The following is a 15,215-nucleotide window of genomic DNA, read 5'->3' as shown; positions in this document are numbered from 1 at the left end:
CTTTTCGCTCGTCAGGCTGCCCCGGCGTCTGCCAAGCCCCTTTTCGTACAACGTTCGAGAGCCTTCCATGTCCTTATCTGCCCACGTTTCCAACGCCCCGATTGCCCGCAGGGACGCCGGGGTGGACCCGTACGCCTGGCTGCAGGAACGCGACACCGACGCGGTGCTCGACTACCTCAAGGCCGAAAACAGCTACCAGGAAGACCAACTCGCCGACCAGGCCGACCTGCGCGAGGCCCTGTTCCAGGAGATCAAGGGACGGATCCTGGAGACCGACCTGTCCCTGCCCTCGCCCTGGGGACCGTACCTGTACTACACCCGCACCACCGCCGGCGACGAATACCCGCGCCATTACCGCTGCCCGCGTCCGGCCGACGACAGCCTGAGCGTGGACGAGAGTCGCGAACAACTGCTGCTGGACCCGAACGCGCTGGCGGGCGGCGGTTTCTTTTCCCTCGGTGCGTTCAGCATCAGCCCCGACCACCAGCGCCTGGCCTACAGCCTGGACACCACCGGCGACGAGATCTACACGCTGTTCGTCAAGGAACTGTCCAACGACAAGATCAGTGAACTGTCCTTCGAACACTGCGACGGCAGCATGACGTGGGCCAACGACAGCCTGACGCTGTTCTTCGGCGAACTGGACGACACCCATCGCCCCCACAAGCTCTGGCGCTATCGCCTGGATGGCACCGCCGCCGAAGAAGTGTTCCACGAGCCGGATGGACGTTTCTTCCTGCACTGCTACCGTTCCAGCTCCGAGCGCCAGTTGATCCTGTCCCTGGGCAGCAAGACCACCAGCGAAGCCTGGGTGCTGGATGCCGCGCACCCGCAACAGCCTTTCACTTGCCTGGCGCCACGGCGCGAACACCACGAATACGACGTCGACCACGGCCTGCTGGATGGCCAGTGGACCTGGCTGATCCGCAGCAACCGCGACGGCATCAACTTTGCCCTGTACCAGGCCGCGGACACCGGCATAGCGCCGACCGAAGCCGACTGGCAGAACCTCATTCCCCACAGCGAAACGGTGATGATCGACGGCCTGAGCCTGAATGCCGAGGCGATGACCCTGAGCCTGCGCGAAGGTGGCCTGCCGATCATCGAAGTCCACCCACAGGACCTGCCGGCCTATCGCGTGCAACTGCCGGACGCCGCCTACAGCCTGCACGTGCAGAACAGCCTGGAGTTTTCCAGCCCGCGCATTCGCCTGCGTTACGAAGCCTTGAACCGCCCCGCGCAGATCCGCCAACTGGACCTGGCCAGCGGTGAGCAGGTGGTCCTCAAGCAAACCCCGGTGCTGGGGCCGTTCGATGCCGACGCCTACGTCAGCCAGCGGATCTGGGCCACGGCCCCGGATGGCACGCAAGTTCCTATCAGCCTGGTGGTCAAGCGCGAGGCCCTCGGCCAACCGGTGCCGCTGTACCTGTACGGCTACGGCGCCTATGGCCAGAGCCTCGACCCCTGGTTTTCCCACGCACGGCTGAGTTTGCTCGATCGCGGCGTGGCGTTCGCCATCGCCCACGTACGCGGTGGCGGTGAACTGGGCGAAGCCTGGTACCGCGCCGGCAAGCAGGAGCACAAGGCCAACACTTTCAGCGACTTCATCGCCTGCGCCGAGCATTTGATCGCCAACGGTTTCACCACCGCCGAGCAGTTGGCGATCAGTGGCGGCAGCGCCGGTGGCCTGTTGATCGGCGCGGTGCTCAATCAACGCCCGGAGCTGTTCAAGGTCGCCATTGCCGAAGTGCCGTTCGTCGATGTGCTCAACACCATGCTCGACCCGGAGCTGCCACTGACCGTCACCGAATACGACGAATGGGGCAACCCGCAGGAGCCGGACGTCTACGATCGGATCCGCGCCTACGCCCCGTACGAAAACGTCAAGGCCCAGGCATACCCGGCGCTGCTGGTCATCGCCGGCTACAACGACAGCCGCGTGCAGTACTGGGAAGCGGCCAAGTGGGTGGCGAAACTGCGCGCCACCAAGACCGACGACAACCCCTTGCTGCTCAAGACCGAACTGGGCGCAGGCCACGGGGGCATGAGCGGGCGCTACCAGGGATTGCGTGACGTAGCCCTCGAATATGCATTTGTCTTGAAGGTTTTGGGCAAGGCCTGAGGAACTCTGGATGACGGCCGGGTCTTAGAAACGACGCGCGCTCAAAAGCTGGGAGCGGGCTTGCTTGCGAAGGCGATGTGTCAGCCGACATCAGCAGTGACTGATATGGCGCCTTCGCGGGCAAGCCCGCTCCTACAGGGCCCTGCTTGCAGCCAAGCAATCCAAACCGTAGCAGACACAAGAAAAAGACCGTGACGACATGTCAGAACCGACCTTACTGAACAAAGAAATCCGCGACTGGCTGATGGACTGCGGCCTGTTCGACCAATTGCAGCCTGCCGACTTCGCGGCGGCGTCGGGCTATTTCAGCATCAGCGCCATCGCCGAGGGCGAGGCGATCTTCCGAGAGGGTGATGCGGGCAGTTTCATGTGCATCATCCACACCGGCCAGGTGGCCGTGCAGAAAACCGGCCCCGACGGCCAACCCGTGACCATCGCCACCTTGCGCAGTGGCCGGGCGTTCGGGGAAATGGCCGTGCTGGACGGCGAGCGGCGCTCGGCCAGTTGCATCGCGGCCAGCCCCTGCCAGTTGCTGAACCTGGGCAAGGACTCCCTGGAAAAAATGCTCAACGACGCCCCCAAGATCGCCGCCAAGATCATCCGCGCCCTCGCTGTGTCCCTGTCCAAGCGCCTGCGCATGGCCGATGGACAGCTGCTGTCGCAGCAGGTCTGACGGCCAACCACAATCGGCGTGGGAGCGGGCTTGCTCGCGAAAGCGGAGTGTCAAACAACATTGATGTCGACTGACACTCCGCTTTCGCGAGCAAGCCCGCTCCCACAGGGCCCGTCATTCACCTATCAGGTTCATCCCCCGGCGACTTGGCCTTCGGCGCTTGCGACTCCATGCCCGGTAGCGGTTGGTCCTTGGGCGGGTGGGGCATTTCGATCGGCGGCAGCAAAGGCGGCCCGGCGCTTCCGGGGCCGGTCTTGGGTAGGCCGCTGGGCGCGACCGGCGGGTACGGCAGGGGCGTGGCGGTGCCGGGCGAACCGGGGATGCTCGGCGGGTTGACCGGAATCGTCGGCTGCTGGGCCTGCGCGCAACTCATCGAGCACACCGCCAGGACAATGGCCGGTAGAATGATGCACTTCATCAATGGCTCCGTGGCGACTGTTGCCTTCAGGCTAGACCCAGGAGGCCTGTGTGGCTAATGGATGCACTGGAATTAACCGCACAGCCCGCTGGCACACCGGTCCACCCTCCCTCATGAGACTTCCATGAAACGTTTCGTTCTGCTCGACACCACCCCCATCCCGGCCAACGGCGGCGCCTTGTGCCTGTTCGAGTACGGCGAAGACTTCGTCATCAAGATCCAGGGCGGTGACGGCGGCCAGTTGATGAACACGCGCATGCACGGTTCCGAGGATGCCCTGGCCGAGATCCCCTGCCGCAAGGTCGCCGGCCGGCCCGATTCACGAGTGTTGATTGGCGGCCTTGGCATGGGTTTCACCCTCGCCTCGGCCCTCAAGCACCTGGGCAAGCAGGCCGAAGTGGTGGTGGCCGAGCTGGTGCCCGGCGTGGTGGAGTGGAATCGCGGCCCCCTGGGTGAAAAGGCTGGGCGGCCGCTGTCGGACCCGCGCACCGTCATCCGCCTTGAAGACGTGGCCAAGGTCCTGCAGGCCGAACCCCAAGGGTTCGACGCGATCATGCTCGATGTCGACAACGGTCCCGAAGGCCTGACCCAGAAAGCCAACAGTTGGCTGTATTCGGCTGCCGGCCTGGCCGCCTGCGCCAAGGCGCTGCGCCCCAAGGGCGTGCTGGCGGTGTGGTCGGCCAGCGCTGACCGGCAGTTTTCCGACAAACTGAAAAAAGCCGGCTTCAAGGCCGAGGAAGTGCAAGTGTTCGCCCACGGCAACAAAGGCACCCGCCACACCATCTGGATTGCCGAGAAGCTCAAGGGCTGAGCTAAACTGCATTCAACCGTCATTTGTCTTTTCTACAAGGTGAACCCATGAGTTCGTCAACGCCACCGTCCAACACCGCCAAGCTGGACCGCATTCTCGCCGACGCCCAGCGCGACCGGGAAATGGGCTACCGCGACAAGGCCCTGAAAATGTATCCCCACGTCTGCGGCCGCTGCGCCCGTGAGTTTTCCGGCAAGCGCCTGAGCGAGCTGACCGTTCACCACCGCGACCACAACCACGACAACAACCCGCAGGACGGTTCCAACTGGGAACTGCTGTGCCTGTACTGCCACGACAACGAGCACTCGCGCTACACCGACCAGCAGTACTTCGGCGACGGCTCCCTCAGCACGCCGAAAATCGCCAAGGCGACCCACAACCCCTTCGCCGCGCTGGCTGGGTTGATGAAGAAGGACGAGTGATCGGCACAGTCCTGAACCAGCCTCTTCAGGGGCTGTCAGGGCCTCTTCGCGAGCAAGCTCGCTCCCACAGGGGGCTATCGGCGTACGTGAGCTTTTGTGTACGCCTCGATCCACTGTGGGAGCGAGCTTGCTCGCGAAAGCGGTCCGACAGTCACCGCCAATCTCGAAACTGCCGCCCCTCCCCCATTCCCCGTATAATCTCGCCTTTTTCCCCAAAGGCACCCCGCCCGTGGCCAACAAACGCTACAGCTGCATCGGTCTGTTCAACCCCAAGTCACCGGAAAACGTCGGTTCGGTCATGCGCGCCGCCGGCTGCTACGGCGTGGCGTCGGTGTTCTACACCGGCAAGCGCTACGAGCGCGCCGCCGACTTCGTCACCGACACCAAGAAAGTCCACTACGACATTCCACTGATCGGCATCGACGACCTGAAGAAAATCCTGCCCCTGGGCTGCGTACCGGTGGCCGTGGAACTGGTGGAAGGCGCCCGTCCGCTGCCCGAATACACCCACCCGGACCGGGCCCTGTACATCTTCGGCCCCGAAGACGGCTCGCTGGACAAGGACATCCGCGACTGGTGCGAAGACGTGGTGTACATCCCGACCACGGGCTGTATGAACCTGGCCGCCACCGTCAACGTCGTGCTGTACGACCGCATGGCCAAAGGCAACAACACCCGCTCCGGTCCGCAATTCCGCTGACCGGCGTCAAATCCGATTGAACAAGGCAAACGCTCGGGCAGTCAGCTTTATACCAATCCCCACACTGGAGACAGATCATGAGCGATAACAATCCATTCGAGCCGATTCAGAGCACCCCTTTCCAATCCCACCCGCGGCAGAACGTGCACGGCTGGGAGCGCATCGGCTCGCTGGCCGGTGGGGTACTGATGATGGGCAAGGGCTTGCGCCGTGGCGGGGTGATCGGGCTGGCTCAACTGGCCATTGGCGGCATGGCACTGGCGCGGGGCATCACCGGGCATTGCTCGGCCAAGTCGCTGCTGGAAAAAAATCGCCAGAACCTCGACAACGCCCGGGCCCGGATTGAACAGGCCGGCGAGGAGCTGAGCCGCATGAAGGCCAACGCCGAAGCGGCGACGAGCACGGCTACGGTGACGGGGAATGATTCGCTGGTTTCGCCCAAAGCCGGGCTCTGATCTTTTGCGCCGGGGCTGATGGCCCCACCGCGAGCAGGCTCGCGCCTACAGTGTCTCGGCCACAAGACCGCAGAACACCGTTGATCCCCTGAGGGAACGAGCCAGCTCGCGAAAGCGCCGTCACTGAAGCAAGCGGTTATCCAGGACGGTGGAAGCGCCCTCCAGGATGCTTTCGCTGAGCTGCACGAACTCCTCGGTATCGACCGTCTCCAGCCGCATCGCCCCTTGCAGCACATCGTCCAGCGAACGCTTGTTACGGGTTTTCAGGCGGATCTCACGGTCCAGTTCCTGCAACAGCAGGACCGCCTTGGCCACCATCGCGGGGCTGATCTGCTCGCCGCGCAAAGTCGTGACACCCCGGCTGTCCCGAGCGAGCCGGTCATTGAGGGCCTGATAGCGCTCGTCACTCAGGCCGCCGGCGCGACGCAGCAGTTCGATGGTATAGAACTCCGTCAGCCCCTCGCTGATCCAGTCGCTGCGATCACGGTCGTTGACCCGTGCCAGCACTTGCATCAACTCGCGCAACAGCGGGCTGCTGCCCCGCTCGCTCACCAGCGGCGGACGGCTGTGCAGGTAGATCGATTCGTGGGCGCCCTGGGCACCGCGCCATAACGGGTCGCCCGCGCCGACGATCAGCAGCTTGGCGGGATGACGCGGCACCACGGCCTGCACCTGCGGCCAGACGAACGTCAGCAGCGTCAGCACGTCCATCCGGCGCATGCCCTGGCCTTGAGGCGAGGCCACCGTCACTTCGGTTTCCCCCAGGCGTGTGCGGCGGCTGCCGAGTTTGCCGGCGAGCATCCAGCCGGTAGGCCGGTCGAAAAGGCGCGAGGGGTTGTCGATGCGAAAACGTTGCTTGCCGATGCGCGGCCACGGCGTCTCGATGCTTTTCCAGCCGTCGGGCAACTCGACTTCCAGGCGCGCGACCAATTCGACACCGTCCTGCTGGTCGAGCTTGGCCGATGGCACCAGGTCGTCGCCGCGAAACAGGGCCCAGGTCGGAGTCATGCGGGTTTCGAAGGTGCCATTCTTGCGCGTATGGCTGATGCGCACCCGGTAGCTCAGGCTGGCCTTGTCGGCTGTCGGCCGCCAGACACCCCGGGCGTGCTTGCCGGGGGTCAGTTGCCACTGGCCGTCGGCCTTGAAATCACTGTAGCGGCTGCCGTCGTCGAGGTCGAAATCCAGGCTGCGCACCGCCGAACCGCGGGCCAGCGTCAGGCGCACTTCGGCCTGGTCGCTCTGGGGCAGCAGGTGCACGTGATAATCCAGGTCGACTTTCTGCGCCGCCCACAAAGGGCCACACACGACCAGGCACCCGGCCGCCAGCATCCGTTTCAATCCTGCAGCCATGGGTTCTCCCTGGTAGCGATGCCCGGCGGCTCAGCCGGCGCGAAAAATCAGATGATCTTCCCAATCTTCTTCGGGCACGCTGCCTTCGGCCAGCATGCGCCCGGACTGGGAAATGCGTTCGTGGTGCACCGCATCGCGATCACCGCAGACAAGGTGGTGCCACAGCGGCAGGTCCTTGCCCTCGCTGACCAGCCGATAACCGCAGGTCGGTGGCAGCCACTTGAACTCATCGGCCTTGCCCGGGGTAAGTTGAATGCAATCGGGAACGAACGCACGGCGGTTGGCATAGTCGCTGCACTGGCAGGTCTTGAGGTCCAGCAGTTTGCAGGCGATGCGCGTGTAGTAGACGCTGTTGTCTTCTTCGTCTTCGAGCTTTTGCAGGCAGCACAGGCCGCAGCCGTCGCACAGCGATTCCCATTCCTGGGCATCCAGCTGATCGAGGGTTTTGCGTATCCAGAACGGTTCGACTTTGGCGGCCATGGCTCAAGCATCAACATCAGGTGGTGAAAAGGCCGACAGTCTAGTGCCCGGGCTGCTTCAGGCCAAGCATTGGCGACTGTCGGTAGGCGGGGTCTTGCCAGGCCGCACGCCGCGACGTAGGTTGTTGCGACATTTTCCAAACAGCCCTGTCAGGTGAGTCATGAGCGCCAATTCCCGCATCGCCGATTACGCCATTCATCCGCAGTTCATCGAACGCTGGTCGCCCCGCGCCTTTACGGGCGAAAGCATTGCCGAAGACACCCTGCTGGGCTTTTTCGAAGCCGCGCGCTGGGCGCCATCGGCCTACAACTCGCAACCGTGGCGGTTCTTGTACGCGCGCCGTGACACGCCGAACTGGGAGCGCTTCCTGGGCCTGCTCAACGAATTCAACCGCAGCTGGGCCCAGCATGCCTCGGCGCTGGTGATCATCGTGTCGAAGACCACCTTCGCCGTGCCCGGCGCCACCGAAGAAACCCCGGCGCAGAGCCACGCCTTCGACACCGGCGCGGCCTGGGGCCACCTGGCGCTGCAAGCCAGCCTCAGCGGCTGGCACACCCACGGCATGGCCGGGTTCGATCAGGCACTGACCCGCCAGGAGCTGAAGATCCCCGAGGGCTATGACCTGCACGCGGCCGTGGCGATTGGCAAGCTGGGGGACAAATCCACCCTGGCCGAGTACCTCCAGGCCCGCGAAACCCCTAGCCCGCGCCGGCCGTTGAGCGAACTGGTGGCCGAAGGCGATTTCACTCTGTAACCCGTGTGGGAGCGGGCTTGCTCGCGAAGGCGATGTGTCAGCCAACATTGACTCTGGCTGAACCATCGTCTTCGCGAGCAAGCCCGCTCCCACAAGATTGATCGGTGGTTTCAGTAACCCCGAGTGAAATCCACTTCCCCGCGCAGTGCCTCGCCGGCCTGGTAGGCCCGCAGGTTTTCCAGGAACAGCTGCGCCATCATCGGTGGCGAGGTCGGGGCGGAGCTGTGGCCGGTGAGCAGCAGGCCCCAGGCAGTCCAGAATGGATGGCGTTGCGGCAGCGGCTCCTGGCGGCAGACGTCGATCACCGCGCCGGCCAGGTGCCCTTCCTTCAGGGCCTCGACCAGGTCCGCATCCACCACCGCCACGCCGCGTCCGACGTTGATGAACAGACCGCTGGGCTTGAACTGCTTGAATAACGCCGCATCGTACACATCATGGGTGTCGGGCGTGTTGGGCAGCAGGTTGATGACGTAGTCCGCCTCCCCCACCAGCCGCGGCAGATCCTCCAGCGCTCCCACTTCGACGAACGGCGCCTGCTCGCGGGCCTCGCTGGCAATGCCATACAACTGCACGCCAAACGGCAGCAGGAACTGCGCCACGCGCTGGCCGATATCGCCCGTACCGACGATCAACACCTTGCGCCCCACCAGGCCCTGTCCCTGCCGGTTGTCCCATTTGCGCTCCACCTGGCTGACCAGGCGCGCCAGGACCTCGCGCTCATGGCCGAGCATGTAGGTGAGCACGTATTCGGCCATCACCTGGCCGAAAATGCCCACCGCCCGGGTCAGGCGGTAGTCGCGGGTCAAGCCTTCGGCAAGCAACGGCGTGATGCCGGCCCAGGTCGACTGCAACCACTGCGGCTGGTGGCCTTGGCGCAACAGTGTGGCGAGCAGGTCGGGCTGGCCGAGCCAGACCGGGCAATCGGCGGCCAGCCGCGACAGTTCGGCGGAATCGCCGCTGGTCAGGACTTCAAGATCGGGGGCAGCCTGGCGCAGCAGTTGGGCGTATACCGCATGATCGTGTTCGGCAATCAGAACGCGCATGAATCAAACCTTTCAAAAACAGTACAGACGACCGCCGGCGGAGCGTTTTCCGCCCTGGGGTCATCATCGATAAATCCATTCCAGTGTTTCAAGCGCCCCAGGACGGGGCCTCGGGGTACCTGTCAGACCGGGTCGTTACGGCGCAGCAACTCTTCGGGCAGATGCTCGATGTACTCGTCTTCGGCGGGCGGCATCTGCAAGTGGTAGCCCTGGGTATCGAGGTTTTCCAGCACCCGGTTGATGTCCTCCCGGGACAGCTGTCGCTCCGGGGTCAGGACCAGGTCAAAGGCATGGATCGCCTTGCCGAAGGCCGCCATCAACGGCTCGGGGACCCGCGCCAGTGCATCGCTCTTGAGCACATACAGGTACATCTCGTTTTTCTTCGAGCTTCGGTAGATGGAGCAGATACGTTTCAAGGCTGTTCTCCGGCAGTGGCCAGGCTGTCGAGCAGCGCCTGGCCCATCAATTCGCGGCGCCAGCCACGCAGCGAATCGGGCAATTGGTAAGGGCCCTCGGGAAAGCCGCTCTTGATCAGGGCTTCGAGGGTTTTCTTGCGCAGCATCAGCTCCGGGGCAATCCCCAGGCGCTCGGCTTCGGCCTGTCCCAACGCCCGCAGGCGCTTGACCAGGGCCGCGGCCTCGATCGGCAACGGCTCGGCCACGGCCGGCGGCCATTGGTCGGGCGGTACGCTGCCGGCGCGCTGGATCAGGTCCAGCAGGAACTCGCCGTCCTGACGCACGGTGCGCGGATGCATGTCTTCGATTTTAGCCAACGCCCCGAGGTTATCCGGCTGCGTACGGGCCAGGGGCCACAGCGAATGCTCACGGATGATGCGGTTGCGCGGCAGGTCGCGGGCACGCGCCTCACGCTCGCGCCAGGCACACAGCTCGCGCAGCACGGCCAATTGGGCGCGGGAGAGCTTCCAGGCCAGCTTGGCTTCGCGGTACACCTCATACGGGTCGATTTCACGACGCAGGTTGGCCACCAGTTCGGCACCATCCTCCAGGACCCAGGCGTATTTTTCATCGGACAGTTTCGGACGCAGTTGTACGAAAACTTCCGCCAGATGCAGCGCATCTTCGGCGGCGTAGCTGATCTGCGTCTCGGACAAGGGCCGTTGCAACCAGTCGGAACGGGTCTCACCCTTGGGCAGGTCGATCCCCAGCACGTCCTGCACCAGGCGCGAGTACCCCATGGAGAACCCCAGGTTCAGGTACGCGGCGGCCAGTTGGGTGTCGAACAACGGCGCGGGCAGGCTGCCCGTCAGGCGCAGCAGCACTTCAAGGTCTTCGCTGCAGGCGTGCAGCACCTTGAGCACCGCCGGGTTCTCCAGCAGTGCGGCCAGGGGTTGCCAGTTGTCGATGGTCAAGGGGTCGATCAGGTAGGCGCGCTTGCCATCGCCGATCTGCAGCAAGCCGGCAATCGGGTAAAAGGTGTCGACCCGCATGAATTCGGTGTCGAGGGCGACGAAGGGCAACTGCTGCCATTCGGCGCAAAACTGACCGAGGCTATCGTTGTCGCGAATCCAGTGAATATCGATGGCCACACGGCTCTCCCTTGAAGAATGGCGCGCAGTATATATCGCCGCCGGCGATTGCGAGCATTCGTAGAGCCAGAGCCTGAGAGAAATTGCCCGCGCAAACGCAAGAATAGTCTTACATTACGAACTAACTGGTCTTACGCAATACATATACCCGCGTCAGTGCAAAACCGGGCAGGAAATCCTGGTGCCACACCACGGTGAAACCGGCCTTTCGGAATTCGGTCTCGATGTCCGCCTTGCCGGCGAGTTTGCGCGGCGAAGAATGGCCGATCTTCAGACGGCCCTCGATCTGCACCGAAACGATCACCGTGTCGCGGCTGACCCGATAAAACTCGCGCAACAAGGCCAGGCGATGCTCGCTGGCGCTGACGTGCCGAAACAGTTGCAGGCAAAAAATACAATCCACCGCGTTGGCCGAGAGCCCGATGGTGAACGCCGAACTGGGAAACGTCCTGACCCGCTGGAGCAGCGCGCCACCATGGTGGGTGAGCGCGTGCTCGAGCATGTCCGGCGATGGGTCCGCCGCCAGGATCACCCGGTTGGCGTGCTCGGCCAGCACCGGCCAGAACCGCCCGGCCCCGCACGCCACATCCAGCACCAACCCCGGTTCACCAGCCACTTTCAGGGCGTTGCGCACCATGTGCTCATCCCGCCAGAACGCCAGGCGCAGCCGTCGAGGCGCCGGTTGGCAGCAGACCTGCGCATGCTCCTGGTCGTGCTGCCTGGCGAACTCAAGCTCGACGGTGGAAGGGGGTAACGCGGACATACGAATGGCTCTTGGGAAATGGATGACAGACAGGTTAACCGGCGTCGCGTGAAAAAAAGGTGTAGGCACTCACTCGCGCGCCAACACGCCGTCGATGACCGCGCCGCGGCAATTGGCGAACAGGTCCAGGTCCGGGTTGTAGACCTTGCTGCTGACCTCCAGCAGCCCGAGCATCGAATGGAACAGGTTGTCCTGGCTCAGAGGTTTCTCACGGCTCAGTTGCAAGCAATGGGTGTCGACCGAGAACGCCTTCTGATAGCTGTCGGAAAACCAGGCGAGCATCGCCACGTGCTTCTGTTGTTCCGGGGCGAGCATGTAGGGCGTGCCATGGAGGAACAGGTTGTACTCGCCCAGGGACTCGCCATGGTCCGACAGGTAGAGCATGGCCGTGTCGACCTTGTCCTGGTTGGCCCGCAGCAGGTCGATCAGCGTCGACAGCACATGGTCGGTGTACACCAACGTATTGTCGTAGCCGTTGACGATGCTCTCGCGACTGCAATTGTTCAGCGCATTGCTCTCGCACACCGGAGTGAAGTGCTCGTACTCCTTGGGGTAGCGCTTGAAGTACTCCGGCCCGTGGCTGCCCATCTGGTGCAGCACCAGCACGGTGTCTTTGTCGAGGTTGTCGATGAAGTGCTGCAGACCCTGCAACAGGATTTCGTCGCGGCACTCGCTGTTGGCGCACAGCGCCGGATCCTTGAGGTTGCTCACATCCTGCAACGTGACGCGGTCGCAGGTGCCCTTGCAGCCGGATTGGTTGTCGCGCCAGATCACCTCCAGCCCGGCACGTTTGAGCACGTCCAGCAGGCCTTCTTCATTCCTGGCCTTGCTGGCGTCGTAGTTCTTGCGCCCCATGTTGGAGAACATGCACGGCACCGACACGGCGGTCTCGGTCCCGCAGGAATGTACATCGGTGAAGGCGATCAGACCGGCTTCCTTATCCAGGTTCGGGGTGGTGTCGCGGTTGTAGCCGAGGATGCCGAAGTTCTCGGCCCGGGCGCTCTCCCCCACCACCAGCACCGTCAGGGATTTGCGCCCGTGGGTTTGCCAGGCCGGGTTGCGGCTGGCGTCCTCGCCCACGGCGATGAAGGGTTGCTTGGCCGACGCGACCTGTTCGCGCAAGTAGCCGACGGTCGCCCCGATGTAGTTGCTGGGCACGACCATCAGGCGCAATTCGTGGTGGTTGCGAAACAACGACGACAACCCTTGGTAGTTGACCAACGCGACGCCACCGATCACCGCCACCGACGCCACGCCGACCAACAACTTACTTAATAACTCCCTTGGCCAGCGACGATAGTTGATCGGTGTCTTGAACAATAACCAGGACGGCACGACACCCAGTAAAACGATGTAGGCAAACAACTTCAGCGACAATAGGTCGCGGACTTCCGTGGCATTGGTTTCGGCAAAGTTGCGCAGCATCCCGGCATCGATCAGCACGCCATACTGCGCCATGAAATAGGCCACGCCGGCGCTGATCATGAACAGCAGTATCAACACCGGCTTGAGCAGCGGCCGGAACGCCACGAGCGTCAACACCAGGTTGAAGGCGCAGAAGATCATCACGCCAAAGGCCAGGCACATCAGCAGGCCCCGGGCGTCCGCCGTGGTGATCGCCAGCAAGTGTTGCCAGAGCACAATGTTGAAGCCCACTAACAAGAAGGCACTGGCCACCAGTGTCACCCACTCCGGGCGCACGGCTTTAATAGTCGGCATGATGATTGACGGTTTCCTGAAAGTTGCTCTTTGAAAAAGAAGTGCTGCAGGTGAATGTGAAAAATTCATTCCCTACGGCAACACAAACTTTAAGTAGATCACCATCAATTTTTCGTGAAAAAGTTGCTATTAAATAATTTTTTAAGCAACACGCCGCACGGGGCGCATGCCCCGCGCGGCTTGCCCGGGCGTCAGGCGTGATGCAAGTACCAACGCCAGTCCTGCTCGCCCACCTCCCCCATGAACTGGCGGTACTCGGCGCGCTTGACCGCTAGATAAACATTGAGAAACTCATCGCCAAACGCTTCCCGCGCCCAGGTCGATGCCTCCAGGGCACTCAGGGTGGTGAGCCAGTCGGTGGGCAACAACGCGGTCGCCTGGGCATAACCATTGCCTTCGACAGGTGCCCCGGGATCGCACTGCTGGCGTATGCCGTGATGGATACCGGCCAATATCGCCGCGGCCGCCAGGTACGGGTTGGCGTCTGCGCCGCAGATGCGGTGTTCGATGTGCCGGGACGAAGCGGGCCCGCCCGGCACCCTCAGGCTCACGGTGCGATTGTCCACGCCCCAGGTCGCCGCCAGCGGCGCGTAGCTGTGGCTTTGGAAGCGTCGGTAGGAGTTGGCGTTCGGGCAGAACATCAGCAACGAGTCGAACAAGGTTTCGAGCATCCCGCCCACCGCATGGCGCAACAGCGGCGTGCCCTCGGCGGCTTCGCTGGCGAACAGGTTGTGGCCCTTCTCGTCCGCCAGGCTGACATGCATGTGCAGGCCGGAACCTGCCAAGTGGGCGAAAGGCTTGGCCATGAAGCACGCGGCCATGCCGTGTTTATGCGCCACGCCCTTGACCAGCCGCTTGTAGCGCACCGCTTCGTCCATGGCCTGCAAGGCATCGGCGCGATGCTCGAGGGTGATCTCCACCTGGCCCGGCGCGTACTCGGAAATCGCGGTCCGGGCGGGAATCCCCTGGAGCTTGCATGCGGCATAAAGGTCCGCCAGGAACGGTTCGATCTGTTCCAGCTCACGCAAACCATAGACCTGGGTCGCACTCGGGCGAGCACCGTCAGCGTCCCGCGCCGGTTGCGGCCGCCCCTGGCTGTCGCGTTGCGCGTCCAGCAGGTAGAACTCCAACTCCGCCGCCATCACCGGGTAATAGCCGTCCGCCTGCAAGGCCGCGATCACCCGGCTGAGCAGGTAGCGCGGATCGGCGACGGTCGCGGGCATTCCCTCCTCGGGGTGCATGCTGACCTGCACCGCAGCCGTGGGGATCAGCCGCCAGGGCAGGCGCTGCAAGCTGCCGCTGAGGGGATAGGCCCGGCAATCGATGTCGCCGACGTCCCACACCAGCCCGGAGTTTTCCACGTCGTCGCCATTGAGGGTCAGCCCGAGAATCGTGCTGGGCAGCGGCCGGCCACTGGTGTAGACCGCCCGCAATTCGTCCCGGTGCAACAACTTGCCGCGAGGCACGCCGTTGTTGTCGAGAATGAACAGCTCGAACAGTTCGATATCGGGGTTTTCGGTGAGGAAGGCGTCGGCGTGCTGCACTGACGCGAAGGGTGTCTTGGCAAGGTTCATCACAAGGCTCGTATGGTCATGTCGGACAGGCGCCCAGGCGCCGTCAACCCGTGCTCGCATGGGCAAGCACCGTGAAGGGATCAACAGGAAATACGGCAGTCCGGAGGCCGGGCATGGCGACAATGCCAGAGTGCCCAGAAGGCCAGTTCCGAAGGCAGCGCGCTCAGCGAGGGCGTCGCGACGCAGCGCGGCCCCAGGGCAGTCGGTGACGAGTACGGGTTTGCTGAAGGCCAACCGTCCATGAGCGCATCACTGAAAAACAGATCCGAGCAGCGTCCCACGACAACCTACAGACGTTAAACATTGATTTGATGGAGTTCGGATCGGGCCGAGCTAAACAATGAATCATCGACCCGGGCGTTGATCGACGCGTCGTATTCCCTAC

The 15,215-nt window shown here is 63.4% G+C and carries 16 protein-coding genes; 7 read left to right on the top strand and 9 right to left on the bottom strand.

Annotated elements, in window-relative coordinates; genetic code table 11:
• Positions 1 to 67: 67 nt before the first annotated feature.
• Both KI241_RS06875 and KI241_RS06870 read left to right on the top strand, forming a co-directional pair.
• Positions 68 to 2,122, top strand: coding sequence for a S9 family peptidase (locus KI241_RS06875; RefSeq protein ID WP_212803494.1), 2,055 nt, complete (start codon positions 68 to 70; stop codon positions 2,120 to 2,122).
• A gap of 199 nt (positions 2,123 to 2,321) precedes the next feature.
• On the top strand, positions 2,322 to 2,795 hold the full coding sequence (locus KI241_RS06870; RefSeq protein WP_042732995.1) for a cyclic nucleotide-binding domain-containing protein: 474 nt from the start codon (positions 2,322 to 2,324) through the stop codon (positions 2,793 to 2,795).
• A 118-nt stretch (positions 2,796 to 2,913) separates the two neighbouring features.
• On the opposite strand, the gene KI241_RS06865 is transcribed toward KI241_RS06870, so the two are convergent.
• Positions 2,914 to 3,213, bottom strand: coding sequence for a hypothetical protein (locus KI241_RS06865; RefSeq protein WP_212803493.1), 300 nt, complete (start codon positions 3,211 to 3,213; stop codon positions 2,914 to 2,916).
• 124 nt (positions 3,214 to 3,337) lie between these two features.
• On the opposite strand from KI241_RS06865, the gene KI241_RS06860 reads away from it, so the two are divergent.
• From KI241_RS06860 to KI241_RS06845, 4 genes are all read left to right on the top strand, one after another.
• Entirely contained in the window at positions 3,338 to 4,024 is a 687-nt protein-coding gene (locus tag KI241_RS06860) for an MnmC family methyltransferase (RefSeq protein ID WP_212803492.1), read from the top strand.
• Between the two features lie 47 nt (positions 4,025 to 4,071).
• Positions 4,072 to 4,446, top strand: a complete 375-nt coding sequence (locus tag KI241_RS06855) for a YajD family HNH nuclease (protein ID WP_003184246.1) — start codon at positions 4,072 to 4,074, stop codon at positions 4,444 to 4,446.
• 229 nt (positions 4,447 to 4,675) lie between these two features.
• Complete coding sequence (locus tag KI241_RS06850) at positions 4,676 to 5,146, top strand: RNA methyltransferase (RefSeq protein ID WP_003198862.1); 471 nt, start codon at positions 4,676 to 4,678, stop codon at positions 5,144 to 5,146.
• A gap of 77 nt (positions 5,147 to 5,223) precedes the next feature.
• A complete protein-coding gene (locus KI241_RS06845; RefSeq protein WP_042729667.1) occupies positions 5,224 to 5,601 on the top strand; it encodes a DUF2892 domain-containing protein in 378 nt (125 codons plus the stop codon).
• 120 nt (positions 5,602 to 5,721) lie between these two features.
• Here KI241_RS06845 and KI241_RS06840 read toward each other — a convergent pair whose 3' ends face one another.
• Both KI241_RS06840 and KI241_RS06835 read right to left on the bottom strand, forming a co-directional pair.
• Positions 5,722 to 6,951, bottom strand: a complete 1,230-nt coding sequence (locus KI241_RS06840; protein WP_212803491.1) for a hypothetical protein — start codon at positions 6,949 to 6,951, stop codon at positions 5,722 to 5,724.
• Positions 6,952 to 6,981: 30 nt separating this feature from the next.
• Positions 6,982 to 7,431: a YcgN family cysteine cluster protein gene (locus KI241_RS06835; protein ID WP_042729665.1), complete on the bottom strand. Its 450-nt coding sequence runs from the start codon at positions 7,429 to 7,431 to the stop codon at positions 6,982 to 6,984.
• Between the two features lie 160 nt (positions 7,432 to 7,591).
• On the opposite strand from KI241_RS06835, the gene KI241_RS06830 reads away from it, so the two are divergent.
• On the top strand, positions 7,592 to 8,185 hold the full coding sequence (locus KI241_RS06830; RefSeq protein ID WP_042729664.1) for a nitroreductase family protein: 594 nt from the start codon (positions 7,592 to 7,594) through the stop codon (positions 8,183 to 8,185).
• 110 nt (positions 8,186 to 8,295) lie between these two features.
• Here the strand turns inward: KI241_RS06830 and KI241_RS06825 are convergent, their stop codons facing one another.
• From KI241_RS06825 to KI241_RS06800, 6 genes are all read right to left on the bottom strand, one after another.
• Complete coding sequence (locus KI241_RS06825) at positions 8,296 to 9,228, bottom strand: D-2-hydroxyacid dehydrogenase (protein ID WP_047739231.1); 933 nt, start codon at positions 9,226 to 9,228, stop codon at positions 8,296 to 8,298.
• A 122-nt stretch (positions 9,229 to 9,350) separates the two neighbouring features.
• Positions 9,351 to 9,644: a YcgL domain-containing protein gene (locus tag KI241_RS06820; protein ID WP_042729662.1), complete on the bottom strand. Its 294-nt coding sequence runs from the start codon at positions 9,642 to 9,644 to the stop codon at positions 9,351 to 9,353.
• Positions 9,641 to 10,774 carry a ribonuclease D gene (gene rnd / locus KI241_RS06815; RefSeq protein WP_047739232.1) on the bottom strand — a complete coding sequence of 378 codons (1,134 nt, stop codon included), beginning with the start codon at positions 10,772 to 10,774 and terminating at the stop codon, positions 9,641 to 9,643. The genes KI241_RS06820 and rnd overlap by 4 nt, the downstream gene beginning before the upstream one ends.
• 121 nt (positions 10,775 to 10,895) lie before the next feature.
• The gene (locus KI241_RS06810) at positions 10,896 to 11,537 is read right to left on the bottom strand and encodes a class I SAM-dependent methyltransferase (protein ID WP_042729660.1); all 642 of its coding nucleotides are present in this window, start codon (positions 11,535 to 11,537) and stop codon (positions 10,896 to 10,898) included.
• A 69-nt stretch (positions 11,538 to 11,606) separates the two neighbouring features.
• On the bottom strand, positions 11,607 to 13,256 hold the full coding sequence (locus KI241_RS06805; RefSeq protein ID WP_212803490.1) for a phosphoethanolamine--lipid A transferase: 1,650 nt from the start codon (positions 13,254 to 13,256) through the stop codon (positions 11,607 to 11,609).
• Positions 13,257 to 13,447: 191 nt separating this feature from the next.
• Positions 13,448 to 14,830, bottom strand: a complete 1,383-nt coding sequence (locus KI241_RS06800; protein WP_042729658.1) for a glutamine synthetase family protein — start codon at positions 14,828 to 14,830, stop codon at positions 13,448 to 13,450.
• Between the last annotated feature and the right edge of the window lie 385 nt (positions 14,831 to 15,215).

Source organism: Pseudomonas sp. Cab53 (genome assembly GCF_018325965.1).
GTDB lineage: Bacteria > Pseudomonadota > Gammaproteobacteria > Pseudomonadales > Pseudomonadaceae > Aquipseudomonas > Aquipseudomonas chlororaphis_E.
The sequence above is the reverse complement of the archived record's forward strand: the minus strand, read 5'-3'. Positions and strand labels throughout refer to the sequence as shown.

Bases quoted from the DNA above. Each gene is read 5' to 3' on its own strand.
- KI241_RS06840 (WP_212803491.1), bottom strand. From the start codon at position 6,951: ATGGCTGCAGGATTGAAACGGATGCTGGCGGCCGGGTGCCTGGTCGTG.
- KI241_RS06845 (WP_042729667.1), top strand. From the start codon at position 5,224: ATGAGCGATAACAATCCATTCGAGCCGATTCAGAGCACCCCTTTCCAA.
- KI241_RS06855 (WP_003184246.1), top strand. From the start codon at position 4,072: ATGAGTTCGTCAACGCCACCGTCCAACACCGCCAAGCTGGACCGCATT.
- KI241_RS06830 (WP_042729664.1), top strand. From the start codon at position 7,592: ATGAGCGCCAATTCCCGCATCGCCGATTACGCCATTCATCCGCAGTTC.
- KI241_RS06870 (WP_042732995.1), top strand. From the start codon at position 2,322: ATGTCAGAACCGACCTTACTGAACAAAGAAATCCGCGACTGGCTGATG.
- KI241_RS06805 (WP_212803490.1), bottom strand. From the start codon at position 13,256: ATGCCGACTATTAAAGCCGTGCGCCCGGAGTGGGTGACACTGGTGGCC.
- KI241_RS06865 (WP_212803493.1), bottom strand. From the start codon at position 3,213: ATGAAGTGCATCATTCTACCGGCCATTGTCCTGGCGGTGTGCTCGATG.
- KI241_RS06860 (WP_212803492.1), top strand. From the start codon at position 3,338: ATGAAACGTTTCGTTCTGCTCGACACCACCCCCATCCCGGCCAACGGC.
- KI241_RS06800 (WP_042729658.1), bottom strand. From the start codon at position 14,830: ATGAACCTTGCCAAGACACCCTTCGCGTCAGTGCAGCACGCCGACGCC.
- KI241_RS06810 (WP_042729660.1), bottom strand. From the start codon at position 11,537: ATGTCCGCGTTACCCCCTTCCACCGTCGAGCTTGAGTTCGCCAGGCAG.
- KI241_RS06835 (WP_042729665.1), bottom strand. From the start codon at position 7,431: ATGGCCGCCAAAGTCGAACCGTTCTGGATACGCAAAACCCTCGATCAG.
- KI241_RS06825 (WP_047739231.1), bottom strand. From the start codon at position 9,228: ATGCGCGTTCTGATTGCCGAACACGATCATGCGGTATACGCCCAACTG.
- KI241_RS06875 (WP_212803494.1), top strand. From the start codon at position 68: ATGTCCTTATCTGCCCACGTTTCCAACGCCCCGATTGCCCGCAGGGAC.